Origin of the sequence: Microbispora sp. H10949 (assembly GCF_014161435.1) — a bacterium.
Lineage (GTDB): Bacteria > Actinomycetota > Actinomycetes > Streptosporangiales > Streptosporangiaceae > Microbispora > Microbispora triticiradicis.
In genome coordinates this window covers 151,951-164,676 of sequence record NZ_JABBWZ010000001.1, presented here as the reverse complement: position 1 = coordinate 164,676, position 12,726 = coordinate 151,951, and the positions used below count along the sequence as shown (strand labels likewise).

Sequence of the window (12,726 nt, the reverse complement as noted above, 5' to 3'; positions counted from 1 at the left end):
GCGCAAACGTGTCAGGCCTCGGTGCCGTCCGGCCGGGCGCCGCAGGCCCAGGCGCAGGGAGGGGTGCGGCAGAGGCGGTGTGGTCGGGGCGCGGGCCGCGGCAGAGTGCTGTCACAGCGCCGCGCCGGGTCGCCGCGTCTGAGCGTTGTTAAGGCGCCGTGCCTAGGCGCCGTATCTGCGCTGTCAGGGCGCCGCGTCCGGGACGACGGCGAACACTGCCCGGGTCTCGGTGCCATCCGGGAGGCGCCAGCCCGCCGTCACGTGTCCCTGAGCCCCCGTCGCGTCCTCTTCGCCGGGCCGCAGCACGCGGTTCACCCGGATCACCAGCCGTCCGTCCTGGTCCCGCTGCGGGTCTTCCCCCGAGCCGGCCCGTACGACGATGTCGGTGCATCGCGGACCGTCGGTCGCGGTCGTCGACATGATCGGGCCGGTGATCGCCGGTCCCGTGAAGTCGCTGACGACGGAGGGGTCGGGGGTGTTGCTCACGCTCTGGGCCTGCGGCTCGGCCTCGCCCAGGAGGAGCGCCAGCAGTTGTGCGACGAGGACCGGGTCATGGGCGCCGTCGTAGACCCACCGAGACCCCAGCACCCCGTGCTCCGTCGTACCGATGAGGGCGTGGTCCGCTCCGTCGAGCGGCGCCCCCCGGTAGCTGAGCGGCACGAGATAGGAGACCGGCTCGTCACCGGACTCGTCGGTGACGACCATGAACTCGATGCCGACCTCACCCTGCGGATCGTCCAGCCGGAAGCCGCCGGCCCTGGCGAGTTCCGGACGGCGCTCCCCGCCTTCGTACCAGGACCGGGCGGGAAGCCACGCGGTAAGGAGCTCCAGCTTGCCGGGTGTCAGCATGGTCTTGTGGATGACAGCCATAGCTCGAAGCCCTCCGTCGCGATCTCGCCACCATGCCGTCCCCCGCCGCCGGTGCCGCGAGCCGGTGGTGGCCAGGATCTCACAGGCGCCGGTGACACGAGAGCTCAGGGGTGGATCACCTCCGTACCCGCCCTGGCCAGGGCGGATGCGAGGGCGGGCGGGGGCTCCGCGTCGGTGACGAGACCGGACGGGCCGTCCAGGCCGCACACCCGGTAGGCGGCGACCCTGCCGTGCTTCTCCGTGTCGGCGAGCACGTAGGTCCGCGCGGTGCGGGCGAGGATCACGCGCTTGGTCGCGACCTCGTCCAGGAAGTAGTCGGTGAGCCCGGCCTGCGCGTCCACCCCGCCCGAGCCGAGGAAGGCGACGTCGGCGCGCAGGTCCTCGAAGAACTCCAGTGTTCGGGCGTTGGAGACGGCCAGGTCGCCCTGCCGGACGCGCCCGCCGGCCACGAGCACCTCGACGCCGGGACGGCCGGCGAGCTCGGCCGCCACCAGCAGCGAGCAGGTGGCGACCACCCCGCGGAAGGACGGGGGGACGGCCCGTGCGACGTGGACCGCCGTGGTCCCCACGTCGATGATCACCGTCTGTCTCGGCCGCAGCAGCCCCGCCGCGAGCCCGCCGATCACGGCCTTCGCCTCGGACTGGCTCGTCGAGCGCTCCAGGTAGGACAGCTCCTCGCCGGTGCCCGACGCCGCCGAGGTCGCCCCGCCGTGCACGCGGACCAACAGCGCGCGGCGCTCCAGGACCGCCAGGTCGCGCCGTACGGTCTCGTGGGACACGCCGAGCAGCGCGGCCAGGTCCTCGGTGCGTACGGTCCCTTTCCGCCCGAGGCTTTCGATGATCCGCTGGTGGCGCTGGGCGGGAAGCACGAGACCCTCTTTCGACCGACCGAACATGACCGATGTCGCCCGAGAGTGTGGATCGGTGCCCGAAAACCTGTCAACCGCCGGGCCCGAACGCGGGTGAGCGGCACGACGCCCCAGCTAGGGAGGGGTGCGGGTGGCGATGAAACGCCCGTCCCGAATGCTGGACACACGCGGATGCGCCCCTGGTCGTCCGTAGACTGGGACGGTGATTTCCCGTATCGACCTGCGCGGGTCCCTGCCCGGCGACCTGCGCGACGTGCTGCCGCGAGCCGAACTCGACGTCGAGGCCGCCCTGGAGAAGGTGCGGCCCATCTGCGAGGAGGTCCGCCATCGCGGCGCGGCGGCCGTACGGGAGCTGACCGCGCGGTTCGACGGCGTCGACATCGAGTCCGCCCGGGTGCCCGCCGAGGCGATCACCCGCGCGCTCGCGGAGCTGGACCCGGCCGTGCGCGCCGCGCTGGAGGAGTCGATCCGCCGCGCCCGCCTGGTCCACCGCGACCAGCGGCGCACCGACACGACCACGCAGGTCGTGCCGGGCGGCACGGTCACCGAGCGCTGGGTGCCGGTCGACCGCGTGGGGTTGTACGTCCCCGGCGGCCGGGCCGTCTATCCGTCCAGCGTGGTCATGAACGTCGTCCCGGCCCAGGAGGCGGGGGTCGCCTCGCTGGCCGTGGCCTCGCCCGCGCAGAAGGAGTTCGGCGGGCTGCCGCACCCCACGATCCTCGCCGCCTGCGCGCTGCTCGGCGTCGACGAGGTGTACGCGGTGGGCGGCGCCCAGGCCGTGGCGATGTTCGCCTACGGCACCGAGGAGTGCCGCCCGGCCACGATGGTGACCGGCCCGGGCAACATCTGGGTGGCGGCGGCCAAGCGCCTGCTCAAGGGCCGCATCGGCATCGACTCCGAGGCCGGCCCGACCGAGATCGCGATCCTCGCCGACGAGACCGCCGACCCCGCACACGTCGCCGCCGACCTGATCAGTCAGGCCGAGCACGACGTGATCGCGGCGGCCGTCCTGGTCACCACCAGCCCCGAGCTGGCCGACGCGGTGGAGAAGGAGCTGCCCGGCCAGGTCGCCGCGACCCGCCACTCCGAGCGCATCACCGAGGCGCTGGCCGGCCGCCAGTCGGGCATCGTGCTCGTCTCGGACCTCGAGGACGGCCTGAAGGTCGTGGACGCCTACGCCGCCGAGCACCTGGAGATCCAGACCGCCGACGCCGCCGCGGTCGCCGCCCGCGTGCGCAACGCCGGCGCGATCTTCATCGGGCCGTACGCGCCGGTGTCGCTCGGCGACTACATGGCCGGGTCCAACCACGTGCTGCCGACCGGCGGCTGCGCCTGCCACTCCTCGGGGCTGTCGGTGCAGACGTTCCTGCGCGGCATCCATGTCGTCGACTACAGCCGCGAGGCGCTGGCCGGGGCCGCGCCGTACGTGTGCGCGCTCGCCGACGCCGAGGACCTGCCCGCCCACGGCGCCGCCGTCCGCGCCCGCTTCGACTGGGAAGTGCCCGCATGACGACCCTCGACGACCTGCCGATCCGCGACGACCTGCGCGGCAAGCACCCGTACGGCGCGCCGCAGCTCGATGTGCCGGTCCAGCTCAACACCAACGAGAACCCCTATCCGCCGTCCGCCGCGCTGATCGACGATCTCGCCCGGGCCGTCCGGCAGGGCGCGGCCACGCTCAACCGCTACCCCGACAGGGACGCCGTCGAGCTGCGCAAGGATCTCGCCGACTACCTCGGCCACGGGCTGACCGCACGCCAGATGTGGGCGGCCAACGGGTCCAACGAGATCATCCAGCAGATCCTCCAGGCGTTCGGCGGCCCCGGGCGCGCGGCCATCGGGTTCGAGCCGTCCTACTCGATGCACCCGATCATCGCGGGCGGCACGAACACCCGCTGGATCGAGGGCCTGCGCGAGGAGGACTTCGCGCTCGACCCCGCCGCCGCCGTGGCCGCGATCGAGGAGCACCGCCCGGACGTGGTGTTCCTGACCTCGCCGAACAACCCCACCGGCACGTCCCTGCCGCTTCAGGTGATCGAGCGGGTGCTCGCCGCCGCGCCCGGCATGGTCGTCGTGGACGAGGCGTACGCCGAGTTCGCCCGCACCGGCACGCCGTCGGCGCTGACGCTGCTGCCCGGCAACCCCCGGCTGATCGTGACGCGGACCATGTCCAAGGCGTTCGCGATGGCCGGCACCCGGCTCGGCTACCTCGCCGCCGACCCGGCGGTGGTCGACGCCCTGCTGCTGGTCCGCCTGCCGTACCACCTGTCGACGCTGACCCAGGCGGCGGCCCGGGTGGCGCTCGCGCACCGCGAGGAGCTGCTGAGCACGGTGGACGCGCTGCGCGCCGAGCGGGACGCCGCGGTGGACTGGCTGCGGGGTCGCGGCCTGACGGTCGCCGACTCGGACGCCAACTTCGTGTTGTTCGGCAGGTTTCCCGATCGGCGGTCCGTCTGGGAGGGACTGCTGGAGCGCGGGGTGCTGATCCGGGAGACCGGGCCCGCGGGCTGGCTGCGCGTGTCGGTCGGCACGCCGGAAGAGATGGCGGCGTTCCGCGCCGCGCTGGAAGGGGTCCTCGCATGACCGAGATCGACACGCGCCGCGGCCGGGTCGAGCGTACGACGAAGGAGACGTCGGTGCTGGTCGAGGTGGACCTCGACGGCACCGGGATCGTCGACGTGGCGACCGGCGTCGGGTTCTACGACCACATGCTCGCCCAGCTGGGCAAACACGGCCTGTTCGACCTCACCGTGAAGACCGAGGGCGACCTGCACATCGACGCGCACCACACGATCGAGGACACCTCGATCGCGCTCGGCGCGGCCTTCCGCGAGGCACTGGGCGACAAGTCGGGCATCCGGCGGTTCGGCAGCGCCTCCTGCCCGCTGGACGAGGCGCTCGCGCAGGTCACCGTCGACCTGTCCGGCCGGCCGTACCTCGTCCACACCGAGCCCGAGAGCATGGCCCCGATGATCGGGCCCGACTACGACACGACCATGACCCGGCACATCCTGGAGTCGTTCGTCGCGCAGGCGGCGGTCTGCCTCCACGTGCACGTGCCGTACGGGCGCAACGCGCACCACATCGTGGAGGCGCAGTTCAAGGCGCTCGCGCGGGCGCTGCGGGAGGCGTCGGAGCGGGACCCGAGGGCGACCGGGGTGCCCAGCACCAAGGGCGTGCTCTGATGACCTTCGCGTCCGGTGGCATGATCTTCATCGCGCTCTTCCTGATCGGCGGGGTCGTCTCCGGCATCCGGCAGGGGATCAAGCTGCTGGCGGCGATCGCCGGCGTCGGCGCGGCCCTGGCACTGACCGCGGGAGTGATGTGGTGGCAATGAGCAGGCGTGTGGTGGTGCTCGACTACGGGTCGGGCAACCTCCGGTCCGCGGAGCGGGCGCTCGCCCGGGTGGGCGCAGACGTGACGGTCACCGCCGACTTCGACGCGGCCCTGGAGGCGGACGGGCTCGTCGTCCCCGGCGTCGGGGCGTTCGCCGCCTGCATGGAGGGGCTGAAGAGCGTGCGCGGCGACCAGATCGTGGGGCGCCGCCTGTCCGGTGGCCGGCCGGTGCTCGGCATCTGCGTCGGCATGCAGATCCTGTTCGGCAAGGGCGTCGAGCACGGCGTCCACACGGAGGGCTGCGGCGAGTGGCCGGGCACGGTCGAGCGGCTCGACGCGCCCGTGCTGCCCCACATGGGCTGGAACACCGTGACCGCCCCGGAGGGCAGCGCGCTGTTCCAGGGGCTGGACGAGGCGACCCGCTTCTACTTCGTGCACTCCTACGGGGTGCGGAAGTGGCTGCTCCAGACGGGCGACGGCTTCCGCGAACCGCTGGTCACCTGGGCCGAGCACGGCGTGCCGTTCGTGGCCGCCGTCGAGAACGGGCCGCTCATGGCGACCCAGTTCCACCCGGAGAAGTCCGGGGACGCGGGCGCCCGGCTGCTGTCCAACTGGCTCAACACGCTGTGAGCGTGCGCGGCCCGCGGAATCCCGGCACGGCGGTGCGACACTGGGGAGCGGCGGCGCGCGACACGGAGAAGAACACGGCGAGGAACACGCCCAGGAACACGGCCAGGGACACGCCCAGGAACACGGCCAGGGACGCGGGCAGAAACATGGGCTCCGACCTGGAAACGGACATGGAAACGGACATGGGCGCGGCCGGGCCCGGCTATAACCGTGACCAGAGCCCTGACCGCGGCTGTGACCAAGCCTGACCAGAGCGTGAACCAGGACCAGGGCGTGACCGGAAGACCTGAGCGGGAGGCTCGATGAGCAAGGAGCGGGCCCGCCGGAGGGCGGAACGCGAGGCCGAGCGCGAGCGCCTCGCGGCGGCCCGCGCCGAACGCGAGGCGAGGGCCGCCAGGCGGCGCGAGCTGCGTGACAGGCTCGTCGGGCCCATCCGGACCGCGGTGCTCCCGCGGCCCGCCCGACCGGTGCGGGTCGCCCGGCAGCGGGGGTATCTCGCCCGCCGCCGCCGCACGGAGAACGGGGTCGCGGTCACGCTGTGGTTCCTCGTCCAGGCGCTCGCCTGGATCCTGTTCGAGTCGTGGATGGCCCGGCTGGGCGTCTTCCTCGGCTCGATCCTGCTGCTCCCGGTGCTCGTCACCATCGTTTTCGACCGGAGGTCATGACCAAATGTCGCTCGTATTGCTCCCAGCCGTCGACGTCGCCGACGGCCAGGCCGTACGCCTCGTGCAGGGTGAGGCGGGGACGGAGACCTCGTACGGGGACCCGCTCGCCGCCGCCCTCGCCTGGCAGGAGGCCGGCGCGGAGTGGATCCACCTGGTCGACCTCGACGCGGCGTTCGGGCGGGGAAGCAACCGCGAGCTGCTGGCCTCCGTCGTGGGCAGGCTCGACGTGCAGGTCGAGCTGTCCGGCGGGATCCGCGACGACGCCACGCTGGAGGCCGCGCTGGCCACCGGCTGCCGCCGGGTCAACATCGGCACCGCCGCGCTGGAGGACCCGGCGTGGTGCGCCAAGGCGATCGCCGAGTACGGCGACCGCATCGCGGTGGGGCTCGACGTGCGCGGCACCACGCTGGCCGCCCGCGGCTGGACGAAGGAGGGCGGCGACCTGTGGGAGGTCCTCGACCGGCTGGAGTCCGAAGGCTGCCCCCGCTACGTCGTCACCGACGTGACCAAGGACGGCACGCTGCGCGGTCCCAACCTCGACCTGCTGCGCCAGGTCTGCGCGCGGACCGACCGCCCGGTCGTCGCCAGCGGCGGCGTGTCGTCGCTCGACGACCTGCGGGCCATCGCGACGCTCGTGCCTGAGGGCGTCGAGGGCGCGATCGTGGGCAAGGCGCTGTACGCCCAGGCGTTCACGCTGCAGGAGGCGCTCGCGGCGGTGACGGCCGGATGAGCACCCCGACGCCCGCACAGACACCGGCACAGACGCCCGCACAGACATCGGCACCTGCACAGGCGCAGGCACCGGCACAGGCATCGGCACAGACGCCCTCGGCACAGATGCCCGAGGGCCGGATCTCCTCCGGCGGTCCCTGGGAGGACCGGTACGGCTACGCCCGCGCGGTCGTCGCCGGGCCGCACGTGCTCGTGTCCGGCTGCACCGCCACCGTCGGCGGGGAGGTGCAGCACGTGGGCGACGCCTACCGGCAGACGCTCACCGCCTTCTCGATCGCGCTGGACGCCGTCGAGAAGGCCGGCACGACGCGGGCCGACGTGGTGCGCACCCGCATGTTCGTCGTGAACGCCGACGACTTCGACGCCGTGGGCAAGGCGCACGGGGAGATCTTCGGCGACGTGCGGCCCGCCTGCACGAGCGTGCAGATCGCCGGCCTCGTCGACCGGCGCATGCTGGTCGAGGTCGAGGTCGAGGCGTACCGGGCGGCAAGCGGCGGCGGGGGCTGAGCGATGACGGTAGCGGTGCGCATCATCCCCTGCCTGGACGTCGACGCCGGACGGGTCGTGAAGGGGGTCAACTTCGAGAACCTCAGGGACGCCGGCGACCCGGTCGAACTGGCCGCGCGGTACGACGCCGAGGGCGCCGACGAGCTGACCTTCCTCGACATCACGGCGTCCTCCGGTGAGCGGGAGACCATGCTCGACGTGGTTCGCCGTACGGCCGAGCAGGTCTTCATCCCGCTGACCGTCGGCGGCGGCATGCGGTCGGCCGACGACGTCGACCGGCTGCTGCGCGCGGGCGCCGACAAGGTCAGCGTCAACACCGCCGCGATCGCCCGGCCCGAACTGCTGACGGAGACCTCCCGCCGGTTCGGGTCCCAGTGCATCGTGCTGTCGGTGGACGCGCGCCGGGTGGTCGACGGCCCGCCCACGCCCTCGGGGTTCGAGGTGACCACCCACGGCGGGCGCCGGGGGACCGGCATGGACGCGGTCGAGTGGGCCAGGCGCGGTGAGGAGCTGGGGGTCGGGGAGATCCTGCTCAACTCGATGGACGGCGACGGCACCAAGACGGGCTACGACCTGGAGCTGCTGCGGGCCGTACGGGCCGCGGTGGGCATCCCCCTGATCGCCTCCGGCGGCGCCGGGCGGCTGGAGGACTTCCCGCCCGCGGTGGACGCCGGAGCGGACGCCGTGCTGGCCGCCTCGGTCTTCCACTTCGGCCAGCTCAAGATCCACGAGGTCAAGGACACGTTGCGGGCGGCCGGTCACCCGGTCCGCTGAACGTGCCGGCAGGCCGGGCCCTCACCGCCCGGCCTGCCCCGCACGTCCCCGATGATCACGCACCGGTCAGTCGTCGTCGATCTCCACGATGGCCGTGGGGAAGGCCGCGGGACCGGTGCCGAGCGAGGACGACGCCTGCGACTGGTACTGCCACTGCGCCTGGTAGGGGCCGTCACAGCCCTGCCCGGACACCTGGTGGTGGTAGGCGGAACCGGTGTGGCCGACAGGGACGACCGTGTCGGCGAACGCTCTGGGCGCCGGTTGCACGGCCGACAGACCGATGGCGGCGAGGACCGCGAGACCGAGCGGGCTCGGGAATCGCATGGCGGGCATACTGCCTCCTGTCCTGCTGGCTCGTCCTGCTGAGCTCCTTCTGCTGAACTGGCGCGGGTACGGCGATCCGGATCGGCATCTCCAATGGTCACCGGGCGCGCTATTGTCGTCCAGGCATTCAGCAGCAAACAGGGCAATATGCGGACGAATCAGGCATAAGGGATTTAGCGCCCTTTTCCCGCCTTGGTGCGGAAAGATCGTGATTTGCCGAGGCGAGACGCGGGCGCGGCCGGGTCGTAACGGTCCTGGCCGTTCCGGTCGCTCGCGCCGTGCCCGCGGCCGCCGTACGGCGGCTTCTGCGGAGACCGGTGTGAGAGCGGCCCGTAGGGGTAAAGGTAGGGGACCGGTGGCCGGACCCCACTCGACGAACGCCGGAGGAGCCGCGAGAAGGGCCGCATCAGTGATCGCGGAGGGTGGCGTGTCCGACGCGGAGGGTGGCGCGCCGAAGGGATGGGCTGGAGGGACGGGTCGAACGAGCAGGGCGCGGAGACGGGTGAGGAGAGGCCGGCGGAGCGAGGGCGGTTGCCCTGCCGGCCCTGTGAGCCCTGTGTCGGCCCCTGTGTCGGCCCCTGTGCTAGCCCTGCGTCGGCCCTTTGGTCGCCCTGGCGTCGGCCCTGTCGGGAGAGTGTGGCCGTGCCGGAACGGGTTCCTTCACGGCCCTTGAGGGATCTCGCGGCGGGGACGCCGCGACGGTCGGCTCAGGACCGGGTCAGGACGAGGTCAGAGCGGGGTCAGGACCGGGGTAGGACCGAGGTGAAGAAGGTGGCGAGCCGGCTGGCCCCGGTGTTGACCGTGTCGAACACGCCGCGGACGGCGCCCGCCGCCGCGTGCGGCTGGTTGTAGAGGTAGAAAACTACGAACGCGATGGCCGCGTACGTAAGAACCTTCTTCAACTTCATCGGGGGGGCCTCCTGCTGTCGGTTTCCCGGACGTTTGTACCCGGCGGCAGGAATGATCATAACTAGCCGCGAGGACACGAGCCCGTTCCGCTCTCATCGTGAGACGGAGGCGGGCCCGCCTCCGGGCCCCGGCGGTCAGCCTGACACGAGCGAGGTGAAGAAGGCCGAAAGCCGCTCCGCACCCGTCGTGATCCCCCCGAACAGGTTCCTGACCGCGGCGGCGGCGTTCGCGGGCTGGGTGAACAAGTAGAAGATCACAAACGCGACGGCCACATAGGTCAGGACCTTTTTGAGGTTCATCGGGGCTCCCAAACACTCATGTCTGGATCACATGCTGCCCCATATCAAGATGTTTACGTGGGAATTCCGGGCAGTTCCCACCATGCCCTGATCACAGGCCGAATCTCGCCTGCCGCAGCCGGGCGACCGCCTGGTCGTCCCCTTGGTAGGTCACCCGGGCGTGCTCCTGCCGGCCGAAGGCGAACAGCAGCAGCTCGGCCGGCTCGCCGGTGACCACGACGGCGGGCTCGGCCATGCGTCCCGCGGTCCTCGCCCCGTCCGTACGCCGGAGCACGACGCCCACGGGCGCCCCGCGCATGAAGAAGCGGGCGCCGCCCCGCAGCCGCCGCCAGAACGCCTCCTGGAGGTCCTCGGGGAGCTCACGGGGCTCCCATCCGGGCTGCGCCCGGCGTACGTCCTCGTGGTGGACGAACAGCTCGACGGTGTTGACGATCTCGTCCAGCCGGGACACCAGGCCGTACGGCGTCCAGCGCGGCGGGCCGCTCCGCACGAGCCCGACCAGCTCGGGGTAGGAGTGACGCCGCGTGAGGCGCTCCTGCACGGCGGCGGTGTAGCCCGCCAGGAGCGGCAGCGCGATGCCGGGGGCCGCGTCGAGGCGGCGCTCGCGGAGGACGAGATGGGCCGTCAGGTCCTCGGTGGCCCAGCCCTCGCACAGCGTGGGCGCGCCGGGGCCGAGGTCGTCGAGCAGGTCGCAGAGCGCCGCGCGCTCCGTCTGGGCGTGAGTCACGTGATCAGCCTACGGCCGGCGCCCGGCCCGCCCCGAAGCGGAGCACCCGGAATAAACCGCTTGATCAGGATGATAGGGAGTAACTAGGACCAATGGCTTGGGCGGGCCTGGGGCCTGGGACCGATCCGGCGGTCCGCCCGCATGGGTATCGTCCCCGTCCGGGGCGCTCGCAGGGAGCGGCCCGGACGATCCCCGATCGGAAGGAAGCACACCGCGTGCCGACGAAGGAGTCTCCCGCGCGGCCCGGCAGCTCGATCATGCTCCAGGGTCTCAAGGTCCTCGGCGTGGCGATCAGGACGGAGCCGCGGATCTTCATCGGCGCGGTCCTCGCCAGCGCCCTCTACGGAGGGATGACCGTCGCGTCGTCCTGGGCGCTCGGCTGGGCGACCGACAACGCCGTGCTGCCGGCGTTCCGGGACCACGAGGCCGCCACCGGAGGGCTCGTCGCCGCGGCGGCGCTGATCGTGGGCGTCGCGGTGCTCAAGGCCGCGGGCATCATGGGCCGCCGCATCCTGGCCGGCATCCACCAGTACCGCATGCAGGCCCACTCCCGCCGCGCGGTCACCCGCCAGTACCTGCGGCTGCCGCTCGCGTGGCACCATCGCCACCCGACCGGGCAGCTGCTGTCCAACGCGAACTCCGACGTCGAGGCGGCCTGGGCGCCGCTCGCGCCGCTGCCGATGGCGGTGGGCGTGGTCGTGATGCTCGTCACGGCCGCCGTGGCGATCGTGCTGGTCGACCCCGTCCTCGCCGTCGTCGGCTTCCTGATCTTCCCCGCCGTGGCCGTGCTCAACCTCGTCTACCAGCGCAGACTGTCGCCGCTGGCCATGCGGGCCCAGGCGCTGCGGGCCGAGGTGAGCGAGGTCGCACACGAGAGCTTCGACGGCGCGCTCGTCGTCAAGACCCTCGGCCGGGAGGACGCCGAGACCGTCCGGTTCCAGGCGAAGGCCGACGCGCTGCGCGACGCCAACATCGCCGTCGGCCGGGTCCGGGGCCTGTTCGACCCGCTGCTGGAGGCGCTGCCCACGCTCGGCGTGCTGGCCGTGCTGCTCGTCGGCGCGCTGCGCCTGGAGTCGGGCGGCGTCGCGGCCGGCGACCTCATCCAGGTGGCCTACCTGTTCACGCTCCTGTCGTTCCCCATCCGGGCGCTCGGCTGGGTGCTGGCCGAGCTGCCGCGCAGCGTCGTCGGCTGGACGCGGATCAGGGAGGTCCTCGACGCGACCGGCTCCATGGAGCACGGCACGGCCCGCCTGGACGCCCCCGGCCCGGCCCGGCTGGCCGCGGAGGGCGTCGGCTTCGCGTACGTCCCCGGGAGCCCGGTGCTGAAGGACGTGACCTTCACGGTCACGCCGGGCCGCACGACCGCGATCGTCGGCCCGACCGGCGCCGGCAAGTCGACCCTCACCCAGTTGCTCGCGCGGCTCGTCGACCCCGGCGAGGGCGTCGTACGGGTCGACGGGGTCGACCTGCGCGACGCGGCCAGGGGGGAGGTCAGCCGGTCGGTGGCGCTCGTCCCGCAGCAGACGTTCCTGTTCGACGACACCGTGCGCGGCAACGTCACCCTCGGCGAGGCCGTCCCGGACGAGCGGGTCTGGGCCGCGCTGCGCCTCGCGCAGGCCGACGGCTTCGTCAGCGGGCTGCCGTCGGGCCTCGACACCCGGATCGGCGAGCGCGGCGCGACGCTGTCCGGCGGGCAGCGGCAGCGCCTCGCGCTGGCCCGCGCCCTCGTGCGCGAGCCCCGGCTGCTGATCCTCGACGACGCCACCTCCAGCGTCGACCCGCAGGTCGAGAAGCGCATCCTGTACGGCCTGCGCGACGGCGCCGCCGAGGCCACGGTGATCGTGGTCGCCTACCGGATGGCCACGATCGCCCTCGCCGACGAGGTCGTCTACCTGGAGCAGGGCGTGGTCGCCGACCAGGGCGCGCACGAGGAACTGCTGGCCCGCTGCGCGGGCTACCGCGCCCTCGTCACCGCGTACGAGCGCGAGGAGGCCGAACGGGCCGCGCTCGACAGCGGTGAGGAGGTCGTGGCGTGACGAACCTTCCACGGCGCACAGTGAGGCTTTCGGTGAGGTTTTCAGTGA

The 12,726-nt window shown here is 72.7% G+C and carries 17 protein-coding genes; 10 read left to right on the top strand and 7 right to left on the bottom strand.

From position 1 onward, the window contains the following. Nucleotides 1–183: 183 nt before the first annotated feature. Entirely contained in the window at nucleotides 184–870 is a 687-nt protein-coding gene (locus HHX40_RS00765; RefSeq protein ID WP_182879045.1) for a maltokinase N-terminal cap-like domain-containing protein, read from the bottom strand. 104 nt (nucleotides 871–974) lie between these two features. Beyond that, the gene (locus HHX40_RS00760; RefSeq protein WP_182879044.1) at nucleotides 975–1,739 is read right to left on the bottom strand and encodes a DeoR/GlpR family DNA-binding transcription regulator; all 765 of its coding nucleotides are present in this window, start codon (nucleotides 1,737–1,739) and stop codon (nucleotides 975–977) included. Nucleotides 1,740–1,941: 202 nt separating this feature from the next. Between HHX40_RS00760 and hisD the strand changes: the two genes are divergently transcribed. From hisD to hisH, 5 genes are read left to right on the top strand one after another with little or no spacing between them, the layout of a single operon-like run. Continuing rightward, nucleotides 1,942–3,249, top strand: coding sequence for a histidinol dehydrogenase (gene hisD / locus HHX40_RS00755; protein ID WP_182879043.1), 1,308 nt, complete (start codon nucleotides 1,942–1,944; stop codon nucleotides 3,247–3,249). Then, entirely contained in the window at nucleotides 3,246–4,322 is a 1,077-nt protein-coding gene (locus HHX40_RS00750; RefSeq protein ID WP_182879042.1) for a histidinol-phosphate transaminase, read from the top strand. The genes hisD and HHX40_RS00750 overlap by 4 nt, the downstream gene beginning before the upstream one ends. Further along, nucleotides 4,319–4,924 (top strand): imidazoleglycerol-phosphate dehydratase HisB, encoded by a 606-nt coding sequence (hisB, locus tag HHX40_RS00745; protein WP_182877122.1) that lies wholly within the window; start codon nucleotides 4,319–4,321, stop codon nucleotides 4,922–4,924. The genes HHX40_RS00750 and hisB overlap by 4 nt, the downstream gene beginning before the upstream one ends. Further along, nucleotides 4,924–5,076, top strand: a complete 153-nt coding sequence (locus HHX40_RS00740; RefSeq protein WP_165900426.1) for a hypothetical protein — start codon at nucleotides 4,924–4,926, stop codon at nucleotides 5,074–5,076. The genes hisB and HHX40_RS00740 overlap by 1 nt, the downstream gene beginning before the upstream one ends. Beyond that, nucleotides 5,073–5,705: an imidazole glycerol phosphate synthase subunit HisH gene (hisH, locus tag HHX40_RS00735; RefSeq protein ID WP_182877123.1), complete on the top strand. Its 633-nt coding sequence runs from the start codon at nucleotides 5,073–5,075 to the stop codon at nucleotides 5,703–5,705. Before HHX40_RS00740 ends, hisH begins: the two co-directional genes overlap by 4 nt. Here hisH and HHX40_RS00730 read toward each other — a convergent pair. Continuing rightward, the gene (locus HHX40_RS00730) at nucleotides 5,692–5,853 is read right to left on the bottom strand and encodes a hypothetical protein (protein WP_182879041.1); all 162 of its coding nucleotides are present in this window, start codon (nucleotides 5,851–5,853) and stop codon (nucleotides 5,692–5,694) included. The genes hisH and HHX40_RS00730 overlap by 14 nt on opposite strands. A 154-nt stretch (nucleotides 5,854–6,007) precedes the next feature. Between HHX40_RS00730 and HHX40_RS00725 the strand changes: the two genes are divergently transcribed. The 4 genes from HHX40_RS00725 (at nucleotide 6,008) to hisF (ending at nucleotide 8,383) form a co-directional block, all read left to right on the top strand. Continuing rightward, the gene (locus HHX40_RS00725) at nucleotides 6,008–6,370 is read left to right on the top strand and encodes a hypothetical protein (protein WP_111697419.1); all 363 of its coding nucleotides are present in this window, start codon (nucleotides 6,008–6,010) and stop codon (nucleotides 6,368–6,370) included. Between the two features lie 4 nt (nucleotides 6,371–6,374). Beyond that, nucleotides 6,375–7,100 (top strand): bifunctional 1-(5-phosphoribosyl)-5-((5-phosphoribosylamino)methylideneamino)imidazole-4-carboxamide isomerase/phosphoribosylanthranilate isomerase PriA, encoded by a 726-nt coding sequence (priA, locus tag HHX40_RS00720; protein WP_111697420.1) that lies wholly within the window; start codon nucleotides 6,375–6,377, stop codon nucleotides 7,098–7,100. Nucleotides 7,101–7,207: 107 nt separating this feature from the next. Further along, nucleotides 7,208–7,609, top strand: a complete 402-nt coding sequence (locus HHX40_RS00715; protein WP_111697421.1) for a RidA family protein — start codon at nucleotides 7,208–7,210, stop codon at nucleotides 7,607–7,609. 3 nt (nucleotides 7,610–7,612) lie between these two features. Continuing rightward, entirely contained in the window at nucleotides 7,613–8,383 is a 771-nt protein-coding gene (gene hisF, locus HHX40_RS00710; RefSeq protein WP_182879040.1) for an imidazole glycerol phosphate synthase subunit HisF, read from the top strand. A gap of 66 nt (nucleotides 8,384–8,449) precedes the next feature. Here the strand turns inward: hisF and HHX40_RS00705 are convergent, their stop codons facing one another. The 4 genes from HHX40_RS00705 to HHX40_RS00690 form a co-directional block, all read right to left on the bottom strand. Beyond that, nucleotides 8,450–8,716: a hypothetical protein gene (locus tag HHX40_RS00705; RefSeq protein WP_182879039.1), complete on the bottom strand. Its 267-nt coding sequence runs from the start codon at nucleotides 8,714–8,716 to the stop codon at nucleotides 8,450–8,452. A 731-nt stretch (nucleotides 8,717–9,447) separates the two neighbouring features. Further along, complete coding sequence (locus HHX40_RS00700; protein ID WP_165900427.1) at nucleotides 9,448–9,615, bottom strand: hypothetical protein; 168 nt, start codon at nucleotides 9,613–9,615, stop codon at nucleotides 9,448–9,450. A 135-nt stretch (nucleotides 9,616–9,750) separates the two neighbouring features. Beyond that, on the bottom strand, nucleotides 9,751–9,915 hold the full coding sequence (locus tag HHX40_RS00695; RefSeq protein WP_167521588.1) for a hypothetical protein: 165 nt from the start codon (nucleotides 9,913–9,915) through the stop codon (nucleotides 9,751–9,753). A 91-nt stretch (nucleotides 9,916–10,006) separates the two neighbouring features. Beyond that, nucleotides 10,007–10,642 carry a TIGR03085 family metal-binding protein gene (locus tag HHX40_RS00690; protein WP_182879038.1) on the bottom strand — a complete coding sequence of 212 codons (636 nt, stop codon included), beginning with the start codon at nucleotides 10,640–10,642 and terminating at the stop codon, nucleotides 10,007–10,009. 257 nt (nucleotides 10,643–10,899) lie between these two features. Between HHX40_RS00690 and HHX40_RS00685 the strand changes: the two genes are divergently transcribed. Next, nucleotides 10,900–12,678 carry an ABC transporter ATP-binding protein gene (locus tag HHX40_RS00685; RefSeq protein ID WP_182879458.1) on the top strand — a complete coding sequence of 593 codons (1,779 nt, stop codon included), beginning with the start codon at nucleotides 10,900–10,902 and terminating at the stop codon, nucleotides 12,676–12,678. Nucleotides 12,679–12,726: the final 48 nt, after the last annotated feature.

Coding starts and splice junctions, on each gene's coding strand:
- HHX40_RS00765 (WP_182879045.1), bottom strand. CDS start 870: ATGGCTGTCATCCACAAGACCATGCTGACACCCGGCAAGCTGGAGCTC.
- HHX40_RS00750 (WP_182879042.1), top strand. CDS start 3,246: ATGACGACCCTCGACGACCTGCCGATCCGCGACGACCTGCGCGGCAAG.
- hisB (WP_182877122.1), top strand. CDS start 4,319: ATGACCGAGATCGACACGCGCCGCGGCCGGGTCGAGCGTACGACGAAG.
- HHX40_RS00740 (WP_165900426.1), top strand. CDS start 4,924: ATGACCTTCGCGTCCGGTGGCATGATCTTCATCGCGCTCTTCCTGATC.
- hisH (WP_182877123.1), top strand. CDS start 5,073: ATGAGCAGGCGTGTGGTGGTGCTCGACTACGGGTCGGGCAACCTCCGG.
- HHX40_RS00730 (WP_182879041.1), bottom strand. CDS start 5,853: ATGTTTCTGCCCGCGTCCCTGGCCGTGTTCCTGGGCGTGTCCCTGGCC.
- HHX40_RS00725 (WP_111697419.1), top strand. CDS start 6,008: ATGAGCAAGGAGCGGGCCCGCCGGAGGGCGGAACGCGAGGCCGAGCGC.
- priA (WP_111697420.1), top strand. CDS start 6,375: ATGTCGCTCGTATTGCTCCCAGCCGTCGACGTCGCCGACGGCCAGGCC.
- HHX40_RS00715 (WP_111697421.1), top strand. CDS start 7,208: ATGCCCGAGGGCCGGATCTCCTCCGGCGGTCCCTGGGAGGACCGGTAC.
- hisF (WP_182879040.1), top strand. CDS start 7,613: ATGACGGTAGCGGTGCGCATCATCCCCTGCCTGGACGTCGACGCCGGA.
- HHX40_RS00705 (WP_182879039.1), bottom strand. CDS start 8,716: ATGCCCGCCATGCGATTCCCGAGCCCGCTCGGTCTCGCGGTCCTCGCC.
- HHX40_RS00700 (WP_165900427.1), bottom strand. CDS start 9,615: ATGAAGTTGAAGAAGGTTCTTACGTACGCGGCCATCGCGTTCGTAGTT.
- HHX40_RS00695 (WP_167521588.1), bottom strand. CDS start 9,915: ATGAACCTCAAAAAGGTCCTGACCTATGTGGCCGTCGCGTTTGTGATC.
- HHX40_RS00685 (WP_182879458.1), top strand. CDS start 10,900: ATGCTCCAGGGTCTCAAGGTCCTCGGCGTGGCGATCAGGACGGAGCCG.